The sequence below is a fragment of the Acidithiobacillus sp. HP-2 genome (genome assembly GCF_015100155.1).
Classification (GTDB): Bacteria; Pseudomonadota; Gammaproteobacteria; order Acidithiobacillales; family Acidithiobacillaceae; genus Acidithiobacillus.
This window is the reverse complement of record NZ_JACKZA010000008.1, coordinates 55747-78893: the sequence shown is the minus strand read 5'-3', so window position 1 is coordinate 78893 and position 23147 is coordinate 55747. Positions and strand designations below refer to the sequence as shown.

The following is a 23147-nucleotide window of genomic DNA, read 5'->3' as shown; positions in this document are numbered from 1 at the left end:
ATGAGTAGTCAGTGTATGGCCATCTGTGCACAGACGCATGCGCCTGGCGGATTGCGCTTTTCTGGAATTTCTGTCCCGACTCCCGTGTGGATTGGATCCGTGACATGGACCTACTCTCAGTTCGTTGCGAAGGATCGTCCCGGTCTTTTTTCCCCTGAACCCTCTTACCATCCACCTCCGCTGCTTCACATACGATTGACCATTTAAGTTCTCCTCAGCAAGTAGGCACTCCTTTTTTCAAAGGAGAAATGTCATTGATTTGCTATGGAGATTTTCATGGATGCCAATCTATTGGAACGATTATCAGCCAAGAACAGCATGCGGCTCTTGGCCGGGATGTTACTGTGCTTTTCAACGGCCGCAGCATGCGCTGATCCGTTAAGTTTGCAGGACGCGCAAGCCATTGCCTTGCGTCAAAACCCGGGGCTCGGCGCGCTGACCCAGAAAATAGTAGAATTAAAACATCAGGCCGTATCCGTAGCCCAGTTGCCTGATCCGCATTTGTCTCTGGGTGCTGAAGATTTACCCCTCAACAGTTTCTCCATGAATCAGCAGCAGATGAGTATGCTGAGTGTGGGGCTGAGTCAGACTTTTCCCTCCTTCGGTAAACTGGGGCTGGAAGGTCGACAAACGCGCGTGGAAGCTGCAGCAGCTACGGACACCCTGCAAGGCCAGTCCGCCGAATTAGTGTTGTTGTTACGCCGCGCCTGGCTGCAAGCGCTCTATACCGACAAAGCCATAATGACGGTCCGGCATCAGGAACAGTTGCAAGCCGAGAGCGTGCAGGCCGCACTGGCGCTCTATCGATCTGCACAGGGATCGGAGGCCAATGTACTCCGGGCCCAACTGGCACGAGACGATCTTGCGAATGACATCAGCAAATTACAAGCCGAACGAACGCGCTATCTTGCACAAATTGCCCAGATCCTGAATCTATCGCAGCCACCTTCCATACAAAACCGATGGCCGCATCTCCCGTCGCCCAAAACCTTGCGAACCGCAGAAACCCGTCTTTTGGGGCAGCCTCTCTTGCGCTCTGCACAGGCGCAATCGCGCGCTGCGCAAATCGGGGTACAAGTCGCTCAACGGAGCTATTGGCCCAATGTTACCGTCAGTGCTGCCTATGGTCAGGATTTCTATCCGGGCAGTCCGAACTGGTTGTCTGTAGGCGTCAACCTGAGCCTGCCCATCTTTCCGGAAGACCGGCAGGATCAGAATGTGGATGCCGCCCGAGCGCGGGCGCTGCAGGCCCAATATCGTTTTGACGACCAGCATTTAGCGCTGATCCAGGAGCTGCGCAGCACATTCGCCCGTTATACTGCGCTGAAAAAAGAATGGACACGGACCGATGAGCGTCTAGTACCCAAGGCACAGCAGGCATTTTCTGCGACACTCGCTGCTTATACCTCGGGACAGGCCCACATGGATGCGGTGTTGCGCACCCAAAATGTGGTATTGCGCTATGCGCTGACCCGTCTGCAGTATCGCCGTGATCTCGCTCTCAGTGTCGCGGAGCTGGATTTCCTCACCACGCAAGGGAGGACAACGTCATGAAATTCCGTCAATGGACCCTCCCTGTGGGTCTCCTTGCGCTGGGTGTAGCCTTGGGTGCCGGCGGGGCTTGGTGGTTACGAACGCCCAGTGCCGTGCCGAATCTCACCAAAAGCCAACGGCCTTCCCCGAACAACAGCAGCGACCAGCGCCATATTCTCTATTGGGCTTCCCCCATGAATCCCAAGATTCATTCGAATCACCCGATGAAAGACAACATGGGCATGGCCTATACCCCGGTCTACGCTCCCGGTACCAATGCACAAAAGCCCTCGGGATTGCATATCAATTCACAGATGGCGCAAAACCTGGGGGTCCGTCTTGTACAGGTTCAGGAACGGCAGATGGGTCATTCCATTCACACCGTAGGAACCGTGGCCGTGGACGAAAACCGGGTATATTCAGTGAACCCGCGCTTCTCCGGTTGGGTGGAACAGTTGCGTGTCAGGGCGGTGGGGGACACGGTGCAACGCGGCCAGGTGCTTGCCGAGATTTATTCTCCGGCATTATACAGTGCCCAGCAGGAGTATCTCATTGCGCGGCGCCAACAGGGACGAACGGCAGATCCCGCCCTGCTGGCGGCTGCTCAGACGAAATTGCAATTACTCGGGATGTCCAGAAACGAGATTACTGCACTCGCCCTGCACGGTCATGCTGAGCGGGATGTCGCATTAAGGGCGCCGGCTTCTGGCGTCATCGAGACGCTCAACGTGCATCAGGGCAGCTATATCGCACCGCAGACCGAACTTTATCAAATTGCCAATCTCGACCGGGTTTGGGTGAACGTGGCGCTCTACACCTATCAGTTACCCTGGATACACACGGGTGACTCTGCCCGCCTGCATTTACCTGCTTACCCGGAGGTGCGCTGGAAAGGGTCTTTGAGCTTCCTGTATCCGACGCTGAATGCCCAAAACCGGACGGTTACAGCACGCCTGAGCGTTCCCAATCCGGAGGGGAAACTCCGTCCCGGCACCTACGCGGATGCCACTATTTTAGCCCGCCCTGAGAAGTCGCTGGCCGTACCAAGCAGCGCCGTACTGCATGGCTCTCAGGGCGATTTCGTGATGCTCGGCGAGGGCCATGGGCATTTCCTACCGGTACAAGTCCGCTTAGGGCCAGCGTACCGGGGATGGGTAGCTATCCCAAAGGGCCTCCGGCCAGGCGATCGGGTTGTGGAAAGTGCGCAGTTCCTGCTCTATTCCGAATCTCAATTCCAATCCGTACGGGCGCGCATGTTGGGCGCTAATACTGCCCGAGTGGATTCTGCGTCGCCCGTTGTGGCAAAGAACCGGTCAACGCCTGTATCGAAAAAACCCAAAAAATCTACTCCAGCGTCCATGGCCAACATGAATATGGGAGGCAAAAGCCATGATTAAGGCCGTGATGCGTTGGTGTCTCAACAACCCATTGTTGGTGGTCATTGCCAGCTTGGTCGTGATCGTTGCAGGCGTCCTCTCCATCCTGAGCATTCCACTGGAAGCGCTTCCTGATATTTCGCCGACCCAGGTCATTGTCAAAACCTCTTATCCGGGACAGGCTCCACAAATCATTCAGGATCAAATCACCTATCCCCTCGAAACGACTTTGCAGGAAGTACCCGGTGCCAAAGCCGTACGTGGCTATTCCATGTTCGGGGATTCCTATGTTTACGTGCTGTTCAAAGGAGGTACTCCGATTTATCAGGCACGGAATCTGGTCCTGCAATATCTCAACCAGGCCCAGGGTCAGTTACCAGCCGGGGTAACCCCGGCTCTGGGGCCGAATAGCTCGGGGGTGGATTGGATTTATGAATATGCCCTCACAGATCCCGGTGGTTCACTGAACCTTGCACAACTTACTACCCTGCAAAACTGGTTTCTGAAATTTGCCTTGCAAGGTATTCCCGGTGTAGCCCAGGTCGCGACGGTGGGCGGGATGGAGCAGGAGTATCAGGTGGTTGTCTTCCCTAATCGTCTGCTGGCCTACAACCTCACCCTGCCACAGGTCGAAGCGGCTATTCGTGCGGCCAATGGCGAAACCAGTGGTTCCGTCGTGGACATGGGAGAGTCGCGCTACATAGTGCGCACCTCCGGCTACATTCACTCATTGAAAGATTTACAACAGACCCCGCTTGGTGTGCGCGACGGCGTGCCCGTGACGCTGCAGCAAGTGGCACGGGTACAATTAGGCCCGGTTCTACCCAGTGGTATTGCCGAACTGAATGGTCAGGGTCAAGTGGTCGGTGGCATTGTCATGATGAATCAGGGGGGAAACGCCAATGCCCTGATACAAAAGATTCAACAAAAACTTAAAAGCTTGCAGGCCTCGCTGCCGGCTGGAGTGAAGGTAGTGACCACTTACAGCCAGCGCCCCCTGATTCAACGCGAGCTATGCTCGAAAGTGGTGTACGGGCGCGTTACAACTGGCTTGAATGAGGTGGCGTACTGTTGCTACAAAGGGTTTCCGACTCAAAGAGCAACATAAGGAGTACGCCGTGGAAAAGAATACCGTAATAGCAGGTGGGATGGGAGAGTTGGGTCTGGGCATTGAAGGGATACTTCGACGCGCGGCACGCTCTCTGATTGAGCAGGCCATAGAGGCAGAGGTGGCGGTATTGCTGGAAGAATTTGCGACGGTGCGGATGGTTGATGGGCGTCAGGCGGTCGTGCGTAATGGGCATCTGCCGGAGCGCGAGATCATGACCGCTCTGGGTCCGGTACCCGTCAAAGTACCCAAGGTGCGGGACCGCTCAGGATCGGGGATCAAATTCAATTCGGTACTGGCGCCTCCGTATGTATGCAAATCACGAACGGTAGCCACTACAGTCTTGCGATTGCCTTGCAAGCTGTACCCTAATTCCTTGAGCAGAATGCCCACAGAAACATGGCTGATGCGGTGCCCCTGTTCGCCCAGTTCCCGTGCCAATTGCTTGAGGCTCTTGCAAGTCCAGCGCAGCGGTGACTGGGGATCACCGCGTGCCGCAGGATCCACCAAACCCTCCAAGGCCACCAGCAAGTCCGGATCGCGATCCACCAGCCTTTTTCTCCCGCCACCCGATCGACGAACTCGGCCTTGCGGGAGCCTGTTCTCCGGATCCTTGAGCTCTTTGAGACCCGCCATGATGGACCCCCGCGCGACTCCGGTGGCCTCACTCACCCGCTTGACACCGCCATGACCCAGCACCTTCGCTTCTACTGCCGCATATAGCCGTCTCTACCGCTCATCCAGTATCCCTTCGAGCGCTTGGTGTCGAGCGGCTATCAGTGCGTCTGCTTCCATGCCGCAAGACTATACCCGCTATATAGTGAGTACAATTTATTTATGAATACTTAGTATGCCCGTAATATGAAAAATCATCGAAATATGGCCTTAAAAAACGCTGCTTACTACAAAATAAAAGGGGAGATGCCCTGAATCCTGATTTTTGGGGCTGACATTCGTCATGAAAGCCAGTTTGGTTCCTCGTCATTTCAAGTGGGTAGCCTGAGATCCAGCTTGCCCAGGATCAGGTAGGCCATGTTGATAAAGTTCTTGTGCGTGCGGTAACCCCGAGCCTTGGCCTTGGCGGATTGAATGAGGCTGTTGAAACCTTCCAGAATTCCATTGGTGATCTGGCTCTCGAACCATCGGAGCACGCCATCCCAGTGATTCATGATGGTGTAGGCGACCCTGACGATAGGCGGCAGATCGCTGGTTCTGGCGTTTTCCAACCAGGCTTTCAAGAGGGTAGCCCCCTGGTGGCGATTCTTGATCGTGAAGATGTCCTGAAAGGTCAGGCGGAACTGGTAGGCCTGCGCCGTCTTGAGGTTCTGGTCTTTGAGCAATTCCTGCAGCTTTTCTTTCTGCTTCATTTTGAGGTTGCAATCGTTCTTGAGCCAAAGCCAGCGGGTCTTTTTGAGATTTGGCTGGGTGAGGACTTCCCCCTTGCGCACGTCGTCTACGGCCTCGTTGACGAGCTTCATGAGGTGAAAACGATCGAAAGTGATCTCCGCATTGGGCAGGTGCTCGGCAGCCCCTTTCTGGAAGGCCGGCGAGAGGTCCATGCTCACATCGGTGATCGCTTCCGCGCTACCACCATGGGCCTGTAGATCTGCGGAGAATTTCTCAAAGGTCTTGGCATCCTTGCCGGGAGTAGCGAACAAGAGTCGCCGGGCATTCAGATCCACGAAGAGCGTGATGTAGTCATGTCCATGCCGACTGCTGGTTTCATCGACGCCGACGGCATGGACATTGGCCATATCCACCGCAGCACGAGCTTCGGGCACATAATGGTCAATCACTCGCCACAGGAGCTTGTCGGTCTCACCGACCATGCGAGCTGCCGTCAATACCGGCATCTCCCGCACCAGGGTCATGATCAGCGCTTCAAAGAGCAGGGTGAAACGCGAGCCTTCCCGCGCCCAGGGAACAGATATCTGATGCACTCCATGCTCCTGGCACTTCACACGAGGTACACGGGCATGGAGATAGGCTTCATGCTGGAAGAAATCCATGTGCCGCCAGGTATGGTCACGGGTATCATGTACCGGACACTCCTCACCACAGACGGAGCAAGCAAAGCGACTACCTTTGGGAAAGTTGATGTGCAGATCCAGGCGTTTCTCCTCCACCGTGAAAGTCACATGATCCACCAACCACGGCGGAACCAATCCTAACGCGAGAGAAAACAGCTCTTCAGGGACCATCAGCTAACTCCTATTCAGGGCACGACCGCTCCACAGCATTCTACCCCCTACCCACTCAATCTGACGAAGAGCCACTTTTAGACGGTGAGTATGAGATAAAAATGCGTTTTGTCATTTTTTGATCCTTGTGCGTATAAATCGGGTGATATAAACCATATTAACGGGCTATATCCCCCATTATTTTTTTGCGAAAAATCATTTTTATAATGTAACTTACTGATTAATTTTAGAGTGGATAATAGGCATATTTATTGCATATTCATCTTCGCTAGTATATCTGCAATTTTTAACGCCGCTTTTGAAGCGAGGAGTTTATCATGCTCATGGAAAACACTTTGCCGATTCTTCTGAGTCGGCTGGATTTTGCCTGGATTACCTCCATGCATATCCTCTGGACCCCATTAACCATCGGGGTGTCCTGGATCCTTTTCGGGCTGGAAGTAGCCTGGCTGCGTTCCGGAGACGAACGATGGTATCGCTTGAACCGCTTCTTTGAAAAAATCTTTATTATTAATTTCGGAGCTGGTGTGGCTACCGGTGTCACCATGGAAATGGCCTTCGGCATTCTCTATGGCCCGTTCTCTCAGGCCGTGGGTCCCTTCTTCGGCAATATTCTCGGCTTTGAAACCATTACCGCCTTTATGTATGAAGCCGGTTTCATTGGCCTCATGGTGTTTGGCTGGAACAAAGTCGGCAAAGGGATGCATTTGTTTTCTACCTTTAACGTGGCGATCGCCTCCAGCTTATCGGCCTACTGGATTCTGGTGGCCAACAGTTGGATGCAGACTCCCGATGGTGTCGTGCTGAAAGACGGTCTGTTTCAGGTGACGAATTGGTGGAGTGCCATTTTCAACGCGAACGCGGACTGGGGCTTTCCCCATATGTGGATGGCTACCATGATCCTGGGCTTTTTTGTACTGGCCGGGACCAGTGCCTGGTTTATTCTCAAAAATCGTCATGCGGACCTGTTCGTGAAGATGTTGAAGCCGGCCATTCTGGCTTTATTGATTGCGACGCCGATACAAATCTGGTTAGGGGATAGTCTGGGGGTCGATGTGGCCCATAGTGAACCGACCTCGCTGGCCGCCATGGAAGGGCATTACCATACCTACTTGCCTAACGGTCAGGTCAACAGTGCCTGGAACCTGATTACCATTCCCAATGCCGCGAATAATGCGAGTGTGTTTTCCATCAAGATCCCCTATGTGTTGAGTCTCCTGGAAACCCACACCCTGAATGGCGTGGTTTCCGGTCTGGACCAGTTCCCGGCGAACGATCGCCCCGACGTATGGGTCCCTTTCTATTCCTTCCGGGTTATGGTCGCCATTGGTTTCTTCCTGTTCTTTATGGCGTTGTGGGGCACCATGCTCATCCTGCGCGGCCAAATGACTGTAAAAGGATTGCGTAAGCGCCCCTGGTTTTTGCGGGCCATGGTCTTTAGTGCTTTTTTACCGTATCTGGCCATCTGGACCGGCTGGTGGACCCGTGAAGTAGGGCGTCAACCCTGGGTGGTTTACAACCTCATGCGTACCTATGAGGGCACCAGTCATATGGGGATTGGCCAGGAAATCGTCTGGTTTCTCGGCTATGGCGTTTTTGAACTGACCGTCTGGGCCGGTGCCTGGTATTTCTTCTCCCGCGTGATCCGCAAGGGACCGGATCTGGAAAGTCCTTTACCCGGGGCGCCAGAGCAGTCTGCTGACCAGGAACACGCCGGTGGTGGATTGGCCAAACCGACCTTTGCCAAACCAACCTTTGGGAAAACCCATTAAGCGTTATCCATACCCCGCAGCGCGCTGCGGGGTATGGCCCGGAGGCCAGGAGTGGTTTCCCGGGATTTTGATTCAAGGAGTAATACAATATGTTTGATCTCGCCAGAATCGCTACCACTCTAACGACGTGGTGGTGGCTGTTACTCAGTCTACTGTTTCTTTTCTTCATTGCCCTGGACGGTGCCGATCTCGGCGCCGGGGTGTTTGCCCTTTTTTCTCCGGAGGAGCAGGAGCGGGGCGCCATTATGGCTTCCATGGCCGGTATGTGGGATGGCAATGAAACCTGGCTGGTCGTTGCCGGCGGCGTGCTGTTTGGCGCTTTTCCGCTGGTGTATGGATCGGCCTTCAACTATCTGATGATTCCTTTGATGTTCGCTTTATGGGGCGTCATTTCGCGGGCTGTAGCCTTTGAGTTTCATGTCCATGCAACCGGAAGCAAGCGCTTTTGGGGTTGGGCCTTTGCCGTCGGGAGTTTTATGGCGCCTTTCGGGGCGGGCGTGGCTTTGGGGGCGACCTTGCAGGGCTTCCCCATGAAGGCCGGTGAGGCCATGGCCAAAGGGGCTCCGGGCCTGTTTGTGAATTCGCCCATTCCCCATTTTACCGGGACGGCCCTCACTTTTCTGACCCCTTTCAGTATCTTCACCGGTTTTGGCGCGGTCATTGCGGCCGGACTGGCAGGCGGTCTTTACCTGAGTGCACGCTTTGAAAAGGGGGATCCGATCAATGTCAAAGCACAGCGCTGGACCACCCTTTTTTCCTACCTGGCCTTGACAGCAATCGTCGTCACCCTGGTATGGTCCTATGCCATATTCCCCTGGGCAGCGGCAAAATGGACCGGTCCTTATTGGTGGGTATGGGCCATCTGGCTCTTAGTGGTCTTGTTCTTTGCCTTTAAATCCATGATGAACCACTCCATGCAAAAAGACTTCGCCGCCCTGCTGTGGGGTGAAGGGGTGGTGGTTCTCCTGTGGTTTGCCATGTGGGCCACGATGTTTCCCTACATTGTTCCGGAAACCTGGACCATCCAGGCGGCCGCCAATCCGGCCAACTCCATTGCCGTGTTTACCTTGTTCATGACCGGGTTTGTACCCATCATGATCATGTACAACGCTTATCAAATCTGGGTGTTCCGGGGTCGCACCACAAAAATGGCCAGTTACGGCGGTCATTAAAACCTGAAGGGAAGGGCAGACTTTTCGCTGTCCTTTCCCCAGTTCCTGTGTAACAGACGGAAACTATTCATGGAGTGATTTATGAAAATCAGATCTTCTTTAACGGTTCAGGGCGAACCCGAAGCACAGCTGGATGACCGTGCCATTCTGGATATTCTCGATGTACTGGAAACACGCCACGATCTGGTCAATGAACAATGGTATGCGCTACGCGCAGAACTCTCCACCCTGAATGAAGAGCAGGTGCTGGATAACCAGTCGCAAAAAAAGGTGTCCGATCATAGCTTGCTGATGGAGCAGGAATTATCGCGTTATCAGCGCTTCTTTCGCATTTTTCGGCAAAATCTGCTGCACAAAAAGGCAAACCGGGCAGCTTATCCCGTGCTGTACACGAGCTGAATGCCATGGAGGGACTTTCATACCAGCGCATACAGGATGGCGCACAACCTGACACGACATCGGGAGATATCCTCATAATGCAAGACACGAATCGTATTCTGAACTGCCTGCGTGGCGGGCCGATGACCAGCATAGAGATGGCTTGTACCCTGCACCTGACGATGAACCGTATTCAGAGTATTCTGAATGAGTTGGCTGCCCAACGCAGCATTTATGCGCGACGTTGGGTAACCGATGCCTCTGATAACCAGATCCCGCTCTGGGAATTGGAGGATGCCGACAGCATCGCCTAACAGGAGTATCTCATGCATTCAGCGTCATGGAATCTGACGGGCCAGTCAGATTGTCAGCTTTGTCCCATGCGCCAGTTAAGCATCTTTGCAGGACTCACTGTGCAAGAATTAGACAATCTGGGGATGACCGTACAGGATATTCATCTGCCTGCTGGAGAAGTGCTTTACCATCAGGGCGAAAGCGCCCGCCATGCGTTTACCTTGCGGTCTGGTGTCATCAAACTCAGTCTGGAATCACCGCTTCATGGGGTGGAAAAAATTGTTCGGCTATTGCGTCATGGCGATCTGTTGGGATTTGAGGGCTTGAATCATGCACATCCCCGTTATCCGCATACCGCCACAACATTAGATGCCGCTGATTTATGTTTGCTGGATATATCGGAATTAAACCGTTTATCAGAAGACCTCCCCCATGTGCGACGCGCATTGCTGGAGCGATGGCAGAGAGCCCTGGAAGAGTCTGAATTCCATATTGTGGAAGTGGGGGCAGGGAAGGCCGATGCCTGCCTGGCGGCATTTTTATACCACTGGTGCGGAGTGTTCCCCGATGGCGCCTGGGTCCCTTTCCCGATGGCGCGTAAAGAAATTGCCGGTTATCTCGGGCTTTCTTCTGCACATGTTTCGAGAGTCATGGCGGATTTCAAGAGACAGGGATACCTGCGTGAATCCGGTCAGCGCATTATGGTTCAGCGCGCGTCGCTACGAAAAATTGCCAGCGGCATGAATTGATGGGTTCTAAATGATTTTTCTCAATGCGACCCTAGCCTGGCTGTGACACGCTAGGCCATATTCGGAATTCACTGCAGCCTCCGGGTAAAGGAATAACGTCATGTATTTTCGGCAACTGTTTCATATCGAGAGCAGTACCTACACCTACATTCTCGCGGATAATACCTGGCGCGATGCCGTGGTCATCGATGCGGTGGCCGAGAACAGTGCCGAAGTTTTGCAGATTTTGCGTAATGAAGGCCTGCACCTGACTCATATTCTGGAAACCCATTTGCACGCCGATCATATCAGCGCTGCCCACAAACTCCGCAAGCAGACAGGAGCACAGGTAGTCCTCAGTGTCCGAGCTCAAGCCGACTGTGCCGACATTGCGGTGGATGACGGCGATTTCCTGGTCTTGGGAGACGATGTTATTCGCGTACTTGCTACCCCTGGGCATACTCCTGAATCTCTAAGCTTTCGCTGGCATGATCGGGTTTTTACCGGTGACGCTCTGCTCATTGGCGGCTGTGGGCGCACTGACTTTCAGAGCGGCGATGCTGGTACCTTATACGACAGCATTACCACAAAACTTTTCACCTTACCTGACGAGACGTTGGTTTATCCCGGTCACGACTATCGTGGTCGCCGGGTGAGCTGTATTGGCGAGGAAAAACAGAGCAACCCGCGCCTCGCCAACAAATCGCGAGAGGAATTCATCGCTATCATGGCCGCACTCAATCTGCCGCTTCCGAAATTGATAGATGTCTCCGTCCCGGCTAATCGTCTTTGTGGTGCCAACCCTTGATGTAGCCCAGATATTCTGACACTGGAGATTGTGATTTTTGGACCAATCAGCACTATCCATAATCATGAGGATATTTTGTCTGGGATAATGTCAGGCTACTCTATTGCGTGAAACCTGTATACCTTTGCTGCCTACTCCGGGCAACATCAGAGGACTCGTGCGTCCGTTCTGTGGGGCGACCACATGGGCGGAGGCTGTGTTGGAAGATCAGCATCACATTTACTTCGGAACGCATGGTTTTTGCGCCCAGCTATTGCCGGGTATCGCTGATCCGACTCTACAACGAAATCCTGTTTGGAAGGTTCTCTTTCCATAATTTCCTGACTCAAAAAAATCAGGTCAAAAAAACCAAGTGATGATCTTGTATTTTTCACGGCATCCTATAAGATATATCATAATTAGATATATCTAAAAGGCGGTTCCCATGAAACTATCCAATGACCCAGAGGGAAAATGTTCCGGACCTTGCCACAGATCAGGGCAAGGCCGACGGAGATCCCGTATGCTTGATCCGGGCATGCTGCGTTACATCGTCCTGCAGCATATTGCCCAGCACCCACGCCACGGATACGAACTGATCAAGCTGTTAGAGCAACAATCCGGGGGGATCTACAGTCCGAGTCCCGGGATGATTTATCCGATGCTCGCAATGCTCGAAGATCTCGGTCATGTTTCTGTAATTCTTGAGGGAAACAAGAAACTTTACGTCATCACTGAACAAGGGCAAGCGTTTCTTGAACAGAATCGCGCGATGGTCGTGGCAATCGAAGAACGGATCGCGACCCGATGCAGTGAAGACGCGCGACAGATACGCGAACATCTCCATTTATTGCGTGATGCCGTTAGTCAACGAATACAAGCCTCTCCTTTGGTCTCGGAACAGTTCCAAAGGATCAAGAAGATTCTTGAAGAGGCACTCACAGAGATTCAGACCCTCTGAATTAGGTCTGAAGATGTTTAAAGGAGTAACATAATGAATACAAATAAAAAGTCTTGTTCACAGTTCGGCGATCAGCGTTCTGGTGAAAGCCGGATGAGGTCAAGCGGCTGTGGAAATGGCAGTCGTGGAAATGGTGGCCGTGGAAATGGCCGCCGAATGGATCAACGCGGGTTTAATGCGAGCACAAACACATCTACTGAGTCTGAATTCATGGAAAATGAACATGCGGAGCAGCGCCCAGTGCACCTTGCACAAATTCGTGCCGATATTGCTGCTTCACCGCGTGGCCTATTGACGAGCGAAGAACGCTCCGACTTGCTGTTGATGCGAGAGGAGGAAAAAATTGCGCGAGACGTTTATATTCGCTTATACGAGCGCTGGGGTATCCGTCCTTTCCAAAATATTACCGGTTCGGAACAAGTGCACATGGACGCGATGCTGGCTTTGCTTGAGCATTATGGGGAATCTGATCCGGTTCGGGGGTTGGCGGTTGGACAATTCTATCGTGCCGATTTGCAAGCATTGTATGATGATCTGATTAATCAGGGACTACGGAGCGAGGCAGACGCCGTTCGCGTTGGGTTATTGATTGAAGAACTCGATATAGCCGACCTACAAAAAGTGGCCCGACGCACCAATAAACCGGAAATCCTTGCGGTCTATGCAGAATTAGAGCGGGGCTCACGCAATCACTTACGGGCATTTTACCGGTGGAAACAAAAGCTTAGTGTCGACTATGTTCCGCAGCATCTGTCTTCTGCTGAATTCGAACGTACAGGTCTGTCTGCACACGAAATGTGCCATTGAAAACAGGAGCAGTTGGTCGGTGATGGTCATCGCATGATGAACATCACCGATACGGTGAGTCCATATAACTTGGCAGGTGCCGGCATCAAGATAATATAATCCGAAACTTATTGTTTTTTCGATTTGTGCTTGGCGTTACGTTATCCGTGTCACTTGAACTTCGTCATCTTCGTTACTTCATCGCGGTGGCTGAAGAGCTGCATTTCAGCCGCGCTGCAGAGCGTTTGGGCATTTCCCAACCGCCCCTCAGTCATCAGATTCATACGCTTGAAGAAATGTTGGGAGCCCGGCTGTTCGTACGCACTAACCGCCGGGTGGCCCTCACCGATGCAGGGGATGCTTTTCTCAAAGAGGCCCGTGCCATTCTTCTCCAGGTAGATCGTGCCGTCGACCATGTGCGCAGTGTGGAGCGCGGAGAGAAAGGTGAACTGCACATCGGTATGACCCGCTCAACCATGTTGGCTGAACAGGTCCCCAGAGCCATATACCAGTTTCGAACACAATTTCCGTCCGTGCATCTGAATCTGGAAGAGTTAAACTCTCTCGAACAAATAGATGCATTGATCCATGGAAAAATACAGGTAGGTATTATGCGGGTTCAGCATTTACCGGCAATGCTGCAATCCCATATGCTCTACGCTGACCCTCTCGTAGCCGTTCTACCTGCCAAACATCCGCTCTGTCCGGCTTCCCCCAATCTGTCTGTACCACTTGATCCGCTGCAACTGGCCCACGAGTCGTTCATTATCTTTACCGACTCGGCTGGCACTGGCATACGCAACCAGTTTTATCAGCTTTGCCATGATGCCGGGTTTAATCCCAAAATTGTTCAGGAAGTGCAGGAGGCATCGACCATGATAGGATTGGTAGCCGTAGGCTTGGGGATTACCATTCTTCCGGTTTCCTATTCACACCTGCAGCAGGGTAGCGTGTGTTACCTACCGCTGTCTTCCCCTAGTGCGCGTTCTGATGTCCATGTGGTTTACCGCTGTATGGACCATTCACCGCTGCTCCGACAGCTATTGGCGATATTGCAGTCAGAGGCGGCAGCACACGCAGTTTCCAGGCGATGAGTAGTCCGGAGACTGCCAGAAAAGTCAGCAGTTCCGCCACACCCTCCCAACCCCAACCCGAATAGAAATATCCCCCGGAACTGCCCAGCACCGCCGAACCCAGATAATAAAAAAAGAGATACAATGAGGCGGCCTGCGCTTTGGCTCCAGGTGCCCGGCGACCCACCCAACTGCTGGCAATGGAATGTCCCCCAAAAAAACCAAAGGTCAACAATGTGGTGCCGAGCAGAATCGCCCAGACAGCCCCCGCAAAACTGAGCAGGGCCCCTACAGTCAGCAACGCAAAAGCCATCCATAGGACCTTTCGACGCCCTATCCGCCCGGCAATATGTCCCATCACCGGAGAGCTGAAAATACCCACTCCGTAGACGCTAAAAATCAGCCCCACCTGAGCTTGGCTGAAGTCGTAAGGCGGGGCCATCAGCCGGTAAGTCAGATAATTATAAAAGGTCACGAAAATGCCCATCAGGAAAAAGCCTTCGACAAACAACCAAGGAAGCCCCGGATCGTTGAACAGCCGACCGATTTGCTGAACCCTGCCGTTCCAGGACACATGCTGCGGGGAAAAATGCTGGGAATCCGGCAAACTGCGCACAAATAGAACGGCAGCAATCAGACTGATGACGCCGATGCTGGCCAGGGCAACATGCCAACCCCAATAATTGGCCAAAACACCGGCAATCAGCCGACCTGACATACCACCCACTGCACTACCGCTGATATATAACCCCATACCTATGCCGATAGAGTCCGCATGAACTTCTTCATTGAGATAGGTCATAGCTACCGCTGGCAGGCCACTGATGCTGATGCCCAGCAAAGCCCGCTCCAACAAAAAAACCTCCCAATTGGGCGCGAATCCGGTGGCGAGCACCAGAAATGCGGACGTGAACAATGACCAGACCATGATAGACTTGCGCCCCAGACGATCCGACCAGTTCCCGACCAGGAGCATCGAGAAAGCCAGAATCCCCGTCGTCAACGACAGGGAAAGCGCACTCCCCGTGGCGGTCACGCCATATTCTCTGCTGAAGGCCGGCATCAGAGGTTGTACACAATAAATCATACTGAATGTAGCGAATCCTGCAGCGAAGAGCGCCAGGATCATCTTTCGGAATGAGCGGGTACCGTGACGAATAGGGTCTTTTGCGGAAGCTGCAGAAATCGGGGAGCTGGAAGTCAGGGATTGTTTGCGCATTGGCTCAGGAACATGAACTCATGATAAGGCTGAAGAGGACTTGGAGAATCCTAGTCCTTCGTAAATTCAGCTACCAGTGTGTTTAGGGTTTGCTTCCATACCTATTAAATATCAATCGCCAGGTGTTAATCTGCCAGCATTTACATGCAGACATCAAAAATCATCGGCACATATAAAGACATTTACATAATGTGTTCGCTAAAACTTAAGCAAAAATTTTACCCGATGGTCGTGCCGCTCATATCGTTATGGAATCTGTGTTATTATTATATTATTCGTATATTATTATTTTATTTATTATGAAAGAGGGGTAGTGCCTGGTGCGTGAAGAAATGATGAAGTCGGTGCTATCGGATCTCAATGGCAGTTCCGCAGATATAGAGGCCTCCGCCATTATTTCCACTGACGGCCTGACTATCGCTGCGTTACTTTCCGCTTCTATGGATGAAGACCGTGTGGGTGCCATGGCTGCGGCTATGCTCTCCTTGGGAGAACGGACAGCCACGGAGTTGGCACGCGGCAATCTGGAGCAAGTCATGATCAAGGGAGACAACGGCTTTGTTCTGTTGATACATGCCGGGCCAGATGCCGTTCTTAGTACCATTATTCGGAAAGAAGCCAAACTGGGGTTGGTGTTCCTGGACGCGACTCGGGCTGCAAAAGCCATTGAGAAGATGCTTTGACTGAAGCAGTCAGCCCTTCCTTTCTAAAATCATTCAAGGAAAAGCCACATGCAGCTGGATAACCACGACGCAAACCTCAGTACCTTCTGCAATATCAGCGGACTGTGCCAAGAAGAGCAACGCGCACTCACGGAAGTATTTCTGCTGATCGAAGCAGACCTTCCGCAACTCACCGACGAGTTCTATCGCCAGTTGCTGGGTGATGCACAAACAGCGCCTTACCTGGAAGGCCGGATAGAGGCTTTGAAGCAAACCCACTTAACCTGGATACGCGACCTCGTCGGCGGAGTTCACGACGCAGCCTTTATCAGCCGTCAGGAAAAAATCGGCGAAGTTCATGTCACAATGCGCATTCCACCGCATTTTGTGGCCTCCAGCATGAGTCACCTGCGCGCAGCCATGCCGCTACTGATTCAGCGTAAAGTCGATGACAGTGCCAAGGCGGGCCAGGCTACCAAAGCCCTGCTGCAACTGCTTGATCTCTGTCACTACCTGATTGATCGCAAGTACAGTGAAACGCTGATGAACAATCTCGGCATCAGCCCGGCCTTGCTCAATCGGCTGCAGACATTGAAGTAATCTGGACGGATAGTGAACGGGAAGATGGCCGTTTTCACTAACAGCATACAAAAAATCGAAGCGATCAGACGATCGCAGTACAATGCGCCATTCAAGGAAGCAAAGAGGATTCAGAAAATTGAGCACACTACTTTTCGATAATGGTATCCATAAATGCATAGCATTCACCGACCTGGTGGAAGGCGAAGGGATTCAGGCTAATCAGTTCCTGATTGTGCATAACGGTGAAGGCATGCTTCTGGATCCTGGTGGCAACCTCACCTACAAGAATCTGTTGGCCGAGATGGCCAGCTACTTCCTGCCGGCGCATCTGAATTATGTATTTGCCTCCCACGAGGACCCGGATATTGTGGCTTCCGCGAATGGATGGTTGCTGATTACCGATGCCAAAATCCTCATTGCCAACGAGTGGACCCGTTTTCTGCCGCACTTCTGTTCCAAGGGCATGACTGCCGGACGCGTCATCGGCATTCCAGCACGGGGTATGCCGATTAATCTGGCAGGTCAGGCACTTTCCCTCATTCCCGCACATTACATGCATTCCGTGGGAAATTTCCAGGTGTATGATCCTCTCAGCAAAATACTTTTTTCGGGAGATTTGGGTGCTAATCTGGTCAGTGGACCGGATGCTTCCAAAGTGATTGAAGGGGCAGAAGCGTTTGCTGCGCATCGCGCTGTGTCTTCAATGAACGGCTTCCACCGTCGTTATATGGGTGGCCAGAAAGTCTGCAGGCTGTGGACCCACATGATACGCAGTATGGATATTGACTGGATTGTGCCACAGCACGGGGCCTCCTTTAAGGGAAAGGAGACTATCACCGCATTTCTGGACTGGTTTGAAGCCCTGGAATCGGGTCCAGACCTGTTAACTCAGGACGATTTCCAGTTCCCTGTTCCTGAAAACGAAGGAGGTGCTGCTTGAATCAGGATTTGTTTGCTGATCTTTACACACAGTTGCTGGGGTTGATCCCGGAAATACTGGGCGTCGCATGGATTGCCGATGAAGGGGTTATACTCCTTCAGACGGGGGAAATGGTTGCTGATGAACCTATCATAGGGATTGCCGGAGCGGCATTGATGCGTCTTGCTGAGCACATCAGTGCTGGACTTTCAGAATGTACCACACCTGAAATCAGTATTCGCTGCGAGCAGCATACAGCATTTTTCGTGCAGGCAGATGAACACTCGATTCTGATGCTGGTTCTTCCGGCAGAAGTGGACATCCGGATGTTAACCGGGGTTGTCCCAAGCAGGATTGCAGCACTCCATGGATCAGGAAACAAATGATCTAAAGCGTTATATGGTGAACAATGATCGCATCAGAAGTTTTGTGCACACCTTATAAAAAGCAAACCAATAACTAGACTATGCCTAGTCTCTTGGTCAGAATAGACAGGTTGGTGGGATCCATCTGGTAGGATAAAACTCCAGCCGGAGTCGATTTACTTAATTTGTCTCTAGGCAGAACTTCAAAACTATATTTATAAGGGAATATAAAATTGAAATATCCCCAGCAAACGCTTCTCGAAAAAATAAAAATAAATGATAGCGAAATTTTAAACCGCATGAACCTGCTGAGTCTGGGAAAAGAAGATTTTGATTTATCATTAAGAAACAAAGCAGCTATAGAAGATGATGTGGATACTATTGTAGACGAATTTTATAAGAAACAAACTGAATTTGAGGAAATTGCTGCCATAATAGGTGACCATGAAACGGCGGAATAACCTTTCTGTATAAGAGGGTTCCGCGTTTTTTCTGGCATATTAGCACTAGAATCAGTCACCGGTCTGCTGCACAATGCGATAGGTTGTTTGCGATTTATTCTGCCGAGGCTTACCTCGGCACTTTTTTATAAAAATATGAATCTTCCAGATATAATCATTGTCGTTTTTCAGAACAACCGATAGAGGATCCGTCCCTCCATCGTATTTAGGCAGTGGATGGGTTCGGTAACGTAACTACGAGCATTTATTCTGATAAAAGAGGTAGCGACTATAAACACCCAACAAGACTCCACTCGCTATAAACTCAGCAACTGATTCACTCTGACAAAGTGATTTCATCCACCAGCTCGCACCCAGAATTCAGAATACGATCTCTCTATTATTACCTTGCAGCCCTTTCAGCGAAGAGATCCACTCGAACAGCTACCCATTGATAGCCATTTGCTATCAATGGGTAGCGTAAAATTCATTATCCATTTTCCCGTCTTGTATTAAGCTGCAGTTCCATCAGTTTTCAGGATATGGGATCATCTGTGTCTATTTCGACCTCTTCTAATGCGACGCAAACCCCGTTTCGGGGCCTGCCATTGTTGGTCCTCATCATCGGGCTAAGCAGTGGGCTTTTCCTTGCTGCATGGAGCCTGGCCTGGTCGATCCCCATGTTGCCGTATATTGCCGGAGCCTACAGCACCAGTCTGGATCATGCCGTATGGTCGCTGACCTTTTATCTCCTCGCCTGGGCCTTGGGGGTGGTGCCGGCGACCTGGGTGTACCAGCGCTTTGGTGAGGTGCGGACATACCTCTTTTCCCTGGCGCTGCTCATGCTGGCTACCTTGCCGGATCTGTTGAGCAATCATTTCAGCCTGTTTCTGGCCGGCAGGTTGGTACAGGGCTTTTGTGCAGGTTTGTTGACACCCTTGACCCGACGCATGCTCATCCGTTACGCGCCGGCGCATTGGCAGATGAGCGTGGCAGACCTGACTATCATCAATCTAGTGTTCCCCTTGTTGGCAGGACCTTCACTGGCGGGTTGGATTGCCTATACCTGGGACTGGCGCGATGCTCCTTTGTTGACTTTCCCTTTGGGTTTCCTCTCCCTGGCTGTGGTGGCCTTGCTCTTGCGCGACGATCCCCGTGAACGGCTGCAGCAACCCTTCGACTGGGTGGGTTTGTTCCTGTTGGCGTTGTGGAGCAGCACCTTTCAGGTCGTGCTCAATCGGGGCGAGGACTGGAATTGGTGGGATTCCCCGCGAATTCGCTGGCTGGTGGCGGCAGGATCAGTGTTCCTGGCAGCCTTTTTGATCTGGGCGCGCGAGCATCCGCATCCATGCCTGGATCTTAGCTTGCTCAAGCGGCGCAATTTTGTTCTCGCCACACCGGCCTTGATTTTTGGATGGGGTCTCTTGTTGGGGGGGAACAGCCTCTTTGTATCGGGACTCATCGGCCAGGCGGGTTATTCGGCCTTCTGGGCCGGCGTGGTGCTTTTACCCATGGCCCTTGCCGGTGTACCTCTTATTGCCGTTATGGGCCCCCTCTCCCATCGCGTCAACCCATTGTGGCTGGCCACCATTTGCTATCTCTTGATCGCGGTCTATGGCTTCACGACCCAGGTCAATGCCAACAGCAGTCTTAAGAGCTTGTTGCTCTGCCATTTTCTTGAGGGAGCGGCCCTGGGTTTTTATCTGGTTCCTCTGAGTCTCATTATGTTTTCACGCTTGCCAGCGCAGCGACTACCCGCTGCTGCGACTCTGCAGAATTTTGTGCGCATCCTCGGTGGGGCTTATCTATCGAGCACTTTTTCAGCTCTATGGATGCGTCACAGTGATTACTTTCGCGCCCATCTAGCTTGGCAGTCGCCCATCGAGCCCCTGACTGACCTGGCTCGGCAATTACAGGGAAAGGACATGTCCGGGCAACAGGCCCATGCCTTTTCCATCCAGCATCTAATCTTGCAGAGCGCGTCCCTCAGCATGCAATCCATGCTGACTCTATGGGGATGGATGGCCTTAGTTGTCCTCGCTCTTCTTTGGCTTAGTAAGGGTCCATATCGGCGCCGGCGCAATCGTCCAGGGCGAATCACCATTGAAGAGGAGATCATGGAAAGCGCCGGTTTCACTGAGGAAAATTTGGAAGTGGATGGACCTCATGAACAGTAATAAAGATCGCCTACATCTGTTTTTATGGGCTAAGAAAATACCAACTCGGATGGCTGTGGCTTTGATGATTATCCTTTTGAGCGCTTGTGCTCCGGCGATTCACGCTCTCTCGCCCAATGGGGTGCGACCTCCGGCCATGGCAAAGACGGTGAAGACGATACAAGGTGCTCATCCGCTGCATCCTGGGCCATGGCCAGAACAGGATTGGTGGAAAGGTCTGCACGTGGTCCTGCTCGACGGCTTGTTGCATCATGCCCTGATCCATAGCCCGCAGATCATGGCGGCCCAATCGGAGCTGGATTGGGCCGCCGCTATGAGCCGTCTCCACGGCGCTTCCCTGGGCCCGCAGATCAATGGCGCTGCCAGCATTGCCCCAATGCAGTTCAGCGGCAACGGACCCTTTGGCGCTTTGGGCTTGGGAAATAAAAGATACGATAGTGGTGACATCGGCTTGGGCTTCAGTCAGGCGCTAGATTTTTGGGGGAAGCGGCGAGACTTGTGGAAGGCTGCCTTGGGCGAAGAACATGCCGCCAATGCTCGCCTGGCAGACACGCGCCGTTTGCTGGCCGGGGCCATTGTCCGTACCTACCTGAATTGGTGCCTGAGCAGTCGTCAACATGCGCAGGCGGAAAGTTTGCTGGGTTTGGCGGAGAAGCGTTTGCAACTGGCCGAAACCCGCCAACGCCTAGGCCTGAGTTCGCAAATCCCTCTCACCCTCCAGCGTCAGCAAGTAGCGACTCTCCAGGCGCAGGCAGAACGCTGGGCCGGACTGGCGGACGATGCACGGGCCGATCTGGCCGCGCTGGCTGCCACCGACCCGGATGCCCTGCCCATGCAGCCGGGGTACCCCCAAGAAAACGTTCTCCCAACCTTACCTCCGCATCTGCGTCTGGATCTCTTGGCGCATCGGCCTGACGTCCGCGCAGCGCGAGATGTGGCGGTGGCACGTATGGCAAGCACCCGAGCTGCACGCGCGGAATTTTATCCAGATATCTCCTTTTCTGCCTTGCTCGACCTGAATAGTGCTTCCCTGGTCACTCTGTTGAATCCGGCCAGTTTTGCCTACGCGGTAGGACCAGCCGTGCATCTGCCGATTTTTACCAGCGGCGCACTCCATGCCCGTTTGCATGCCGCAGAGGCTCAGCAGTCAAAGGCTGTGGCGATTTATGAGCAAACGGTGTTACAGGCTACTCGCCAGGTACTCACAGCGCTTTCGTCCTGGACTAGCGAGACCGGCCAATTGGCGGCTCAACACCAGGCCATACAATCGGCTGCACAACGGGCGGTTCTGGTGGAGCGGCGCCGAACACTAGGCCTGGATGACGAAACAGCGGTCCTAGCTCAGCAGGAAGAAATCATCCAACAGCAAATGCGGGTTGGTTTACTACATTATGGCAGTCTCCGGGCTTGGGCCGAACTGGAGACGGCATTGGGAGGCGGTTATGGTTCTCGCTGAGACGACGAGCGAGCTGCGGCGCTTGGCCAAAGAAAACTGGCGCCGACGGCGCAATTTGTGGCTCCTCCTGCTCATCGTCCTTTTGGCCTTGTCGGGCTGGGCGGCTTGGTGGTTCTTCATGGGCCGCTGGTGGGTGAATGTGGACGATGCCTATGTGGCGGGAAATATCTATCCGGTGGATGCTCGGGTCAGCGGTACCGTGCTGTCCGTGGCCGGCTATAATACGCTCGTCGTTCGCCAGGGTGATCCGCTGGTTAGTCTGCGCGGACGCCGGGCAGAACTGGCCTTGAGCCAAGCCCAAGCTCAATTGGCCCAAAGCCTTCAAGGTGCCCGCGCCCTCGTGGCGGAAATAGACGCAAGTCGGGCCCACAGGGCGGCCCTAGCGGCGGCTTTGGCCACGGCACGACAAAAAGCCTGGCGCTATCGAGCGGCGGCCGAGAGCGGGGCGACGCAGGCCCTAGAGGCCATTACCACCAAGAACGATGTGGCCCGCCTGCAGGCAGAAATAGCGGCGGAAAGCGCCCATGGCCGAGCTCTCCAGGCCCGCCTAGGCGCTCACAACCCGGACAACACCCCTAGCGTCAAGGCTGCCCTGGAACGTGTCAAGCTGGCACGATTGGCGCTACATCGGCAGATCATTCGTGCTCCTGTCAGCGGTATCCTTGCCCAGCAGTCAGTTCAGCGCGGGCAGTGGATAAAGCCAGGGCAGCGCTTGTTTAGTATCGTCCCTCTCGATCAGATCTGGGTAGACGCCAACGTCAAGGAAACAGATCTGGCTGGTGTGCGGGTGGGGGCGAGAGTCACCCTGCACGCCGACGTGTACGGCAGCGGGGTCACCTACCATGGTTGGGTGGCAGGGATTGGCGGTGCTTCAGGGGCTGTCTTTGCGGTCCTGCCCCCAGAAAATGCTAGCGGCAACTGGATCAAGTTCACCCAACGGGTACCTGTACGCATTGCCCTTGACCCACAGGGCTTCATTGCCCACCCCCTCCGTCCAGGACTAACCATGTCTGTGACCATCCGTGTTGGCGGCAAACCCCATCAGGGGCCGACGCCCCCCTGGATGGAGACAGCGCGGCCCAGGGCTGCGAGTGCGGTCACAAACCTGGCGGCGAGAGGCCAGGATGGCGTACGCTGAGCTTTTCTCTGGGAGCACCG

At 53.3% G+C, this 23147-nt stretch carries 21 protein-coding genes and 3 pseudogenes; 21 read left to right on the top strand and 3 right to left on the bottom strand.

The window, feature by feature from the left end:
- Positions 1-318 precede the first annotated feature (318 nt).
- From H7F11_RS07880 to H7F11_RS07865, 4 genes and pseudogenes are all read left to right on the top strand, one after another.
- Positions 319-1554, top strand: a complete 1236-nt coding sequence (locus H7F11_RS07880; RefSeq protein WP_193650578.1) for a TolC family protein — start codon at positions 319-321, stop codon at positions 1552-1554.
- The gene (locus H7F11_RS07875) at positions 1551-2930 is read left to right on the top strand and encodes an efflux RND transporter periplasmic adaptor subunit (protein ID WP_193658095.1); all 1380 of its coding nucleotides are present in this window, start codon (positions 1551-1553) and stop codon (positions 2928-2930) included. The genes H7F11_RS07880 and H7F11_RS07875 overlap by 4 nt, the downstream gene beginning before the upstream one ends.
- Positions 2923-3924 (top strand): annotated as a pseudogene (locus H7F11_RS07870) (efflux RND transporter permease subunit); the annotation flags it as partial. The gene H7F11_RS07875 and the pseudogene H7F11_RS07870, both read left to right, overlap by 8 nt.
- A 133-nt stretch (positions 3925-4057) precedes the next feature.
- A pseudogene (locus H7F11_RS07865) lies at positions 4058-4360 on the top strand (transposase); the annotation flags it as partial.
- On the opposite strand, the pseudogene H7F11_RS07860 reads toward H7F11_RS07865, so the two are convergent.
- Together H7F11_RS07860 and H7F11_RS07855 are read right to left on the bottom strand one after the other, a co-directional pair.
- Positions 4354-4812, bottom strand: a pseudogene (locus H7F11_RS07860) (ISAzo13-like element transposase-related protein); the annotation flags it as partial. The pseudogenes H7F11_RS07865 and H7F11_RS07860 sit on opposite strands and share 7 nt — an antisense overlap.
- Before the next feature lie 191 nt (positions 4813-5003).
- Positions 5004-6218, bottom strand: coding sequence for an ISL3-like element ISAtc1 family transposase (locus tag H7F11_RS07855; RefSeq protein WP_012387019.1), 1215 nt, complete (start codon positions 6216-6218; stop codon positions 5004-5006).
- Between the two features lie 317 nt (positions 6219-6535).
- Here H7F11_RS07855 and H7F11_RS07850 point away from each other — a divergent pair, with 317 nt between their 5' ends.
- From H7F11_RS07850 to H7F11_RS07810, 9 genes are all read left to right on the top strand, one after another.
- On the top strand, positions 6536-7990 hold the full coding sequence (locus tag H7F11_RS07850) for a cytochrome ubiquinol oxidase subunit I (protein WP_193651282.1): 1455 nt from the start codon (positions 6536-6538) through the stop codon (positions 7988-7990).
- Between the two features lie 89 nt (positions 7991-8079).
- Complete coding sequence (locus tag H7F11_RS07845; RefSeq protein WP_193651283.1) at positions 8080-9162, top strand: cytochrome d ubiquinol oxidase subunit II; 1083 nt, start codon at positions 8080-8082, stop codon at positions 9160-9162.
- Between the two features lie 81 nt (positions 9163-9243).
- Positions 9244-9561 carry a hypothetical protein gene (locus H7F11_RS07840; protein WP_075322802.1) on the top strand — a complete coding sequence of 106 codons (318 nt, stop codon included), beginning with the start codon at positions 9244-9246 and terminating at the stop codon, positions 9559-9561.
- Between the two features lie 77 nt (positions 9562-9638).
- Positions 9639-9854 carry a hypothetical protein gene (locus H7F11_RS07835; RefSeq protein WP_010638922.1) on the top strand — a complete coding sequence of 72 codons (216 nt, stop codon included), beginning with the start codon at positions 9639-9641 and terminating at the stop codon, positions 9852-9854.
- A gap of 12 nt (positions 9855-9866) precedes the next feature.
- Complete coding sequence (locus H7F11_RS07830; RefSeq protein WP_075322801.1) at positions 9867-10583, top strand: Crp/Fnr family transcriptional regulator; 717 nt, start codon at positions 9867-9869, stop codon at positions 10581-10583.
- 100 nt (positions 10584-10683) lie between these two features.
- Positions 10684-11370: an MBL fold metallo-hydrolase gene (locus H7F11_RS07825; RefSeq protein ID WP_075322800.1), complete on the top strand. Its 687-nt coding sequence runs from the start codon at positions 10684-10686 to the stop codon at positions 11368-11370.
- A 502-nt stretch (positions 11371-11872) separates the two neighbouring features.
- A complete protein-coding gene (locus tag H7F11_RS07820) occupies positions 11873-12310 on the top strand; it encodes a PadR family transcriptional regulator (protein WP_207650571.1) in 438 nt (145 codons plus the stop codon).
- Between the two features lie 33 nt (positions 12311-12343).
- Positions 12344-13117, top strand: a complete 774-nt coding sequence (locus H7F11_RS07815; RefSeq protein WP_077218299.1) for a DUF2202 domain-containing protein — start codon at positions 12344-12346, stop codon at positions 13115-13117.
- Positions 13118-13263: 146 nt separating this feature from the next.
- Positions 13264-14190 carry a LysR family transcriptional regulator gene (locus tag H7F11_RS07810; RefSeq protein WP_075323612.1) on the top strand — a complete coding sequence of 309 codons (927 nt, stop codon included), beginning with the start codon at positions 13264-13266 and terminating at the stop codon, positions 14188-14190.
- Here the strand turns inward: H7F11_RS07810 and H7F11_RS07805 are convergent.
- The gene (locus H7F11_RS07805; protein ID WP_075322799.1) at positions 14072-15388 is read right to left on the bottom strand and encodes an MFS transporter; all 1317 of its coding nucleotides are present in this window, start codon (positions 15386-15388) and stop codon (positions 14072-14074) included. The genes H7F11_RS07810 and H7F11_RS07805 overlap by 119 nt on opposite strands.
- A 320-nt stretch (positions 15389-15708) precedes the next feature.
- On the opposite strand from H7F11_RS07805, the gene H7F11_RS07800 reads away from it, so the two are divergent.
- From H7F11_RS07800 to H7F11_RS07765, 8 genes are all read left to right on the top strand, one after another.
- Complete coding sequence (locus tag H7F11_RS07800) at positions 15709-16071, top strand: roadblock/LC7 domain-containing protein (protein ID WP_075322798.1); 363 nt, start codon at positions 15709-15711, stop codon at positions 16069-16071.
- Positions 16072-16119: 48 nt separating this feature from the next.
- The gene (locus H7F11_RS07795) at positions 16120-16650 is read left to right on the top strand and encodes a protoglobin domain-containing protein (RefSeq protein WP_075322797.1); all 531 of its coding nucleotides are present in this window, start codon (positions 16120-16122) and stop codon (positions 16648-16650) included.
- Between the two features lie 118 nt (positions 16651-16768).
- A complete protein-coding gene (locus H7F11_RS07790) occupies positions 16769-17572 on the top strand; it encodes an MBL fold metallo-hydrolase (RefSeq protein ID WP_075322796.1) in 804 nt (267 codons plus the stop codon).
- Entirely contained in the window at positions 17569-17937 is a 369-nt protein-coding gene (locus tag H7F11_RS07785) for a hypothetical protein (protein WP_075322795.1), read from the top strand. The genes H7F11_RS07790 and H7F11_RS07785 overlap by 4 nt, the downstream gene beginning before the upstream one ends.
- A 212-nt stretch (positions 17938-18149) precedes the next feature.
- Entirely contained in the window at positions 18150-18377 is a 228-nt protein-coding gene (locus H7F11_RS07780) for a protoglobin domain-containing protein (RefSeq protein WP_075322794.1), read from the top strand.
- A 533-nt stretch (positions 18378-18910) separates the two neighbouring features.
- A complete protein-coding gene (locus H7F11_RS07775) occupies positions 18911-20533 on the top strand; it encodes an MFS transporter (protein ID WP_242947746.1) in 1623 nt (540 codons plus the stop codon).
- Positions 20523-21989 carry an efflux transporter outer membrane subunit gene (locus tag H7F11_RS07770; RefSeq protein ID WP_227485346.1) on the top strand — a complete coding sequence of 489 codons (1467 nt, stop codon included), beginning with the start codon at positions 20523-20525 and terminating at the stop codon, positions 21987-21989. Before H7F11_RS07775 ends, H7F11_RS07770 begins: the two co-directional genes overlap by 11 nt.
- Positions 21976-23127, top strand: coding sequence for an HlyD family efflux transporter periplasmic adaptor subunit (locus tag H7F11_RS07765; protein WP_075322792.1), 1152 nt, complete (start codon positions 21976-21978; stop codon positions 23125-23127). The genes H7F11_RS07770 and H7F11_RS07765 overlap by 14 nt, the downstream gene beginning before the upstream one ends.
- The last annotated feature ends 20 nt before the right edge of the window (positions 23128-23147 follow it).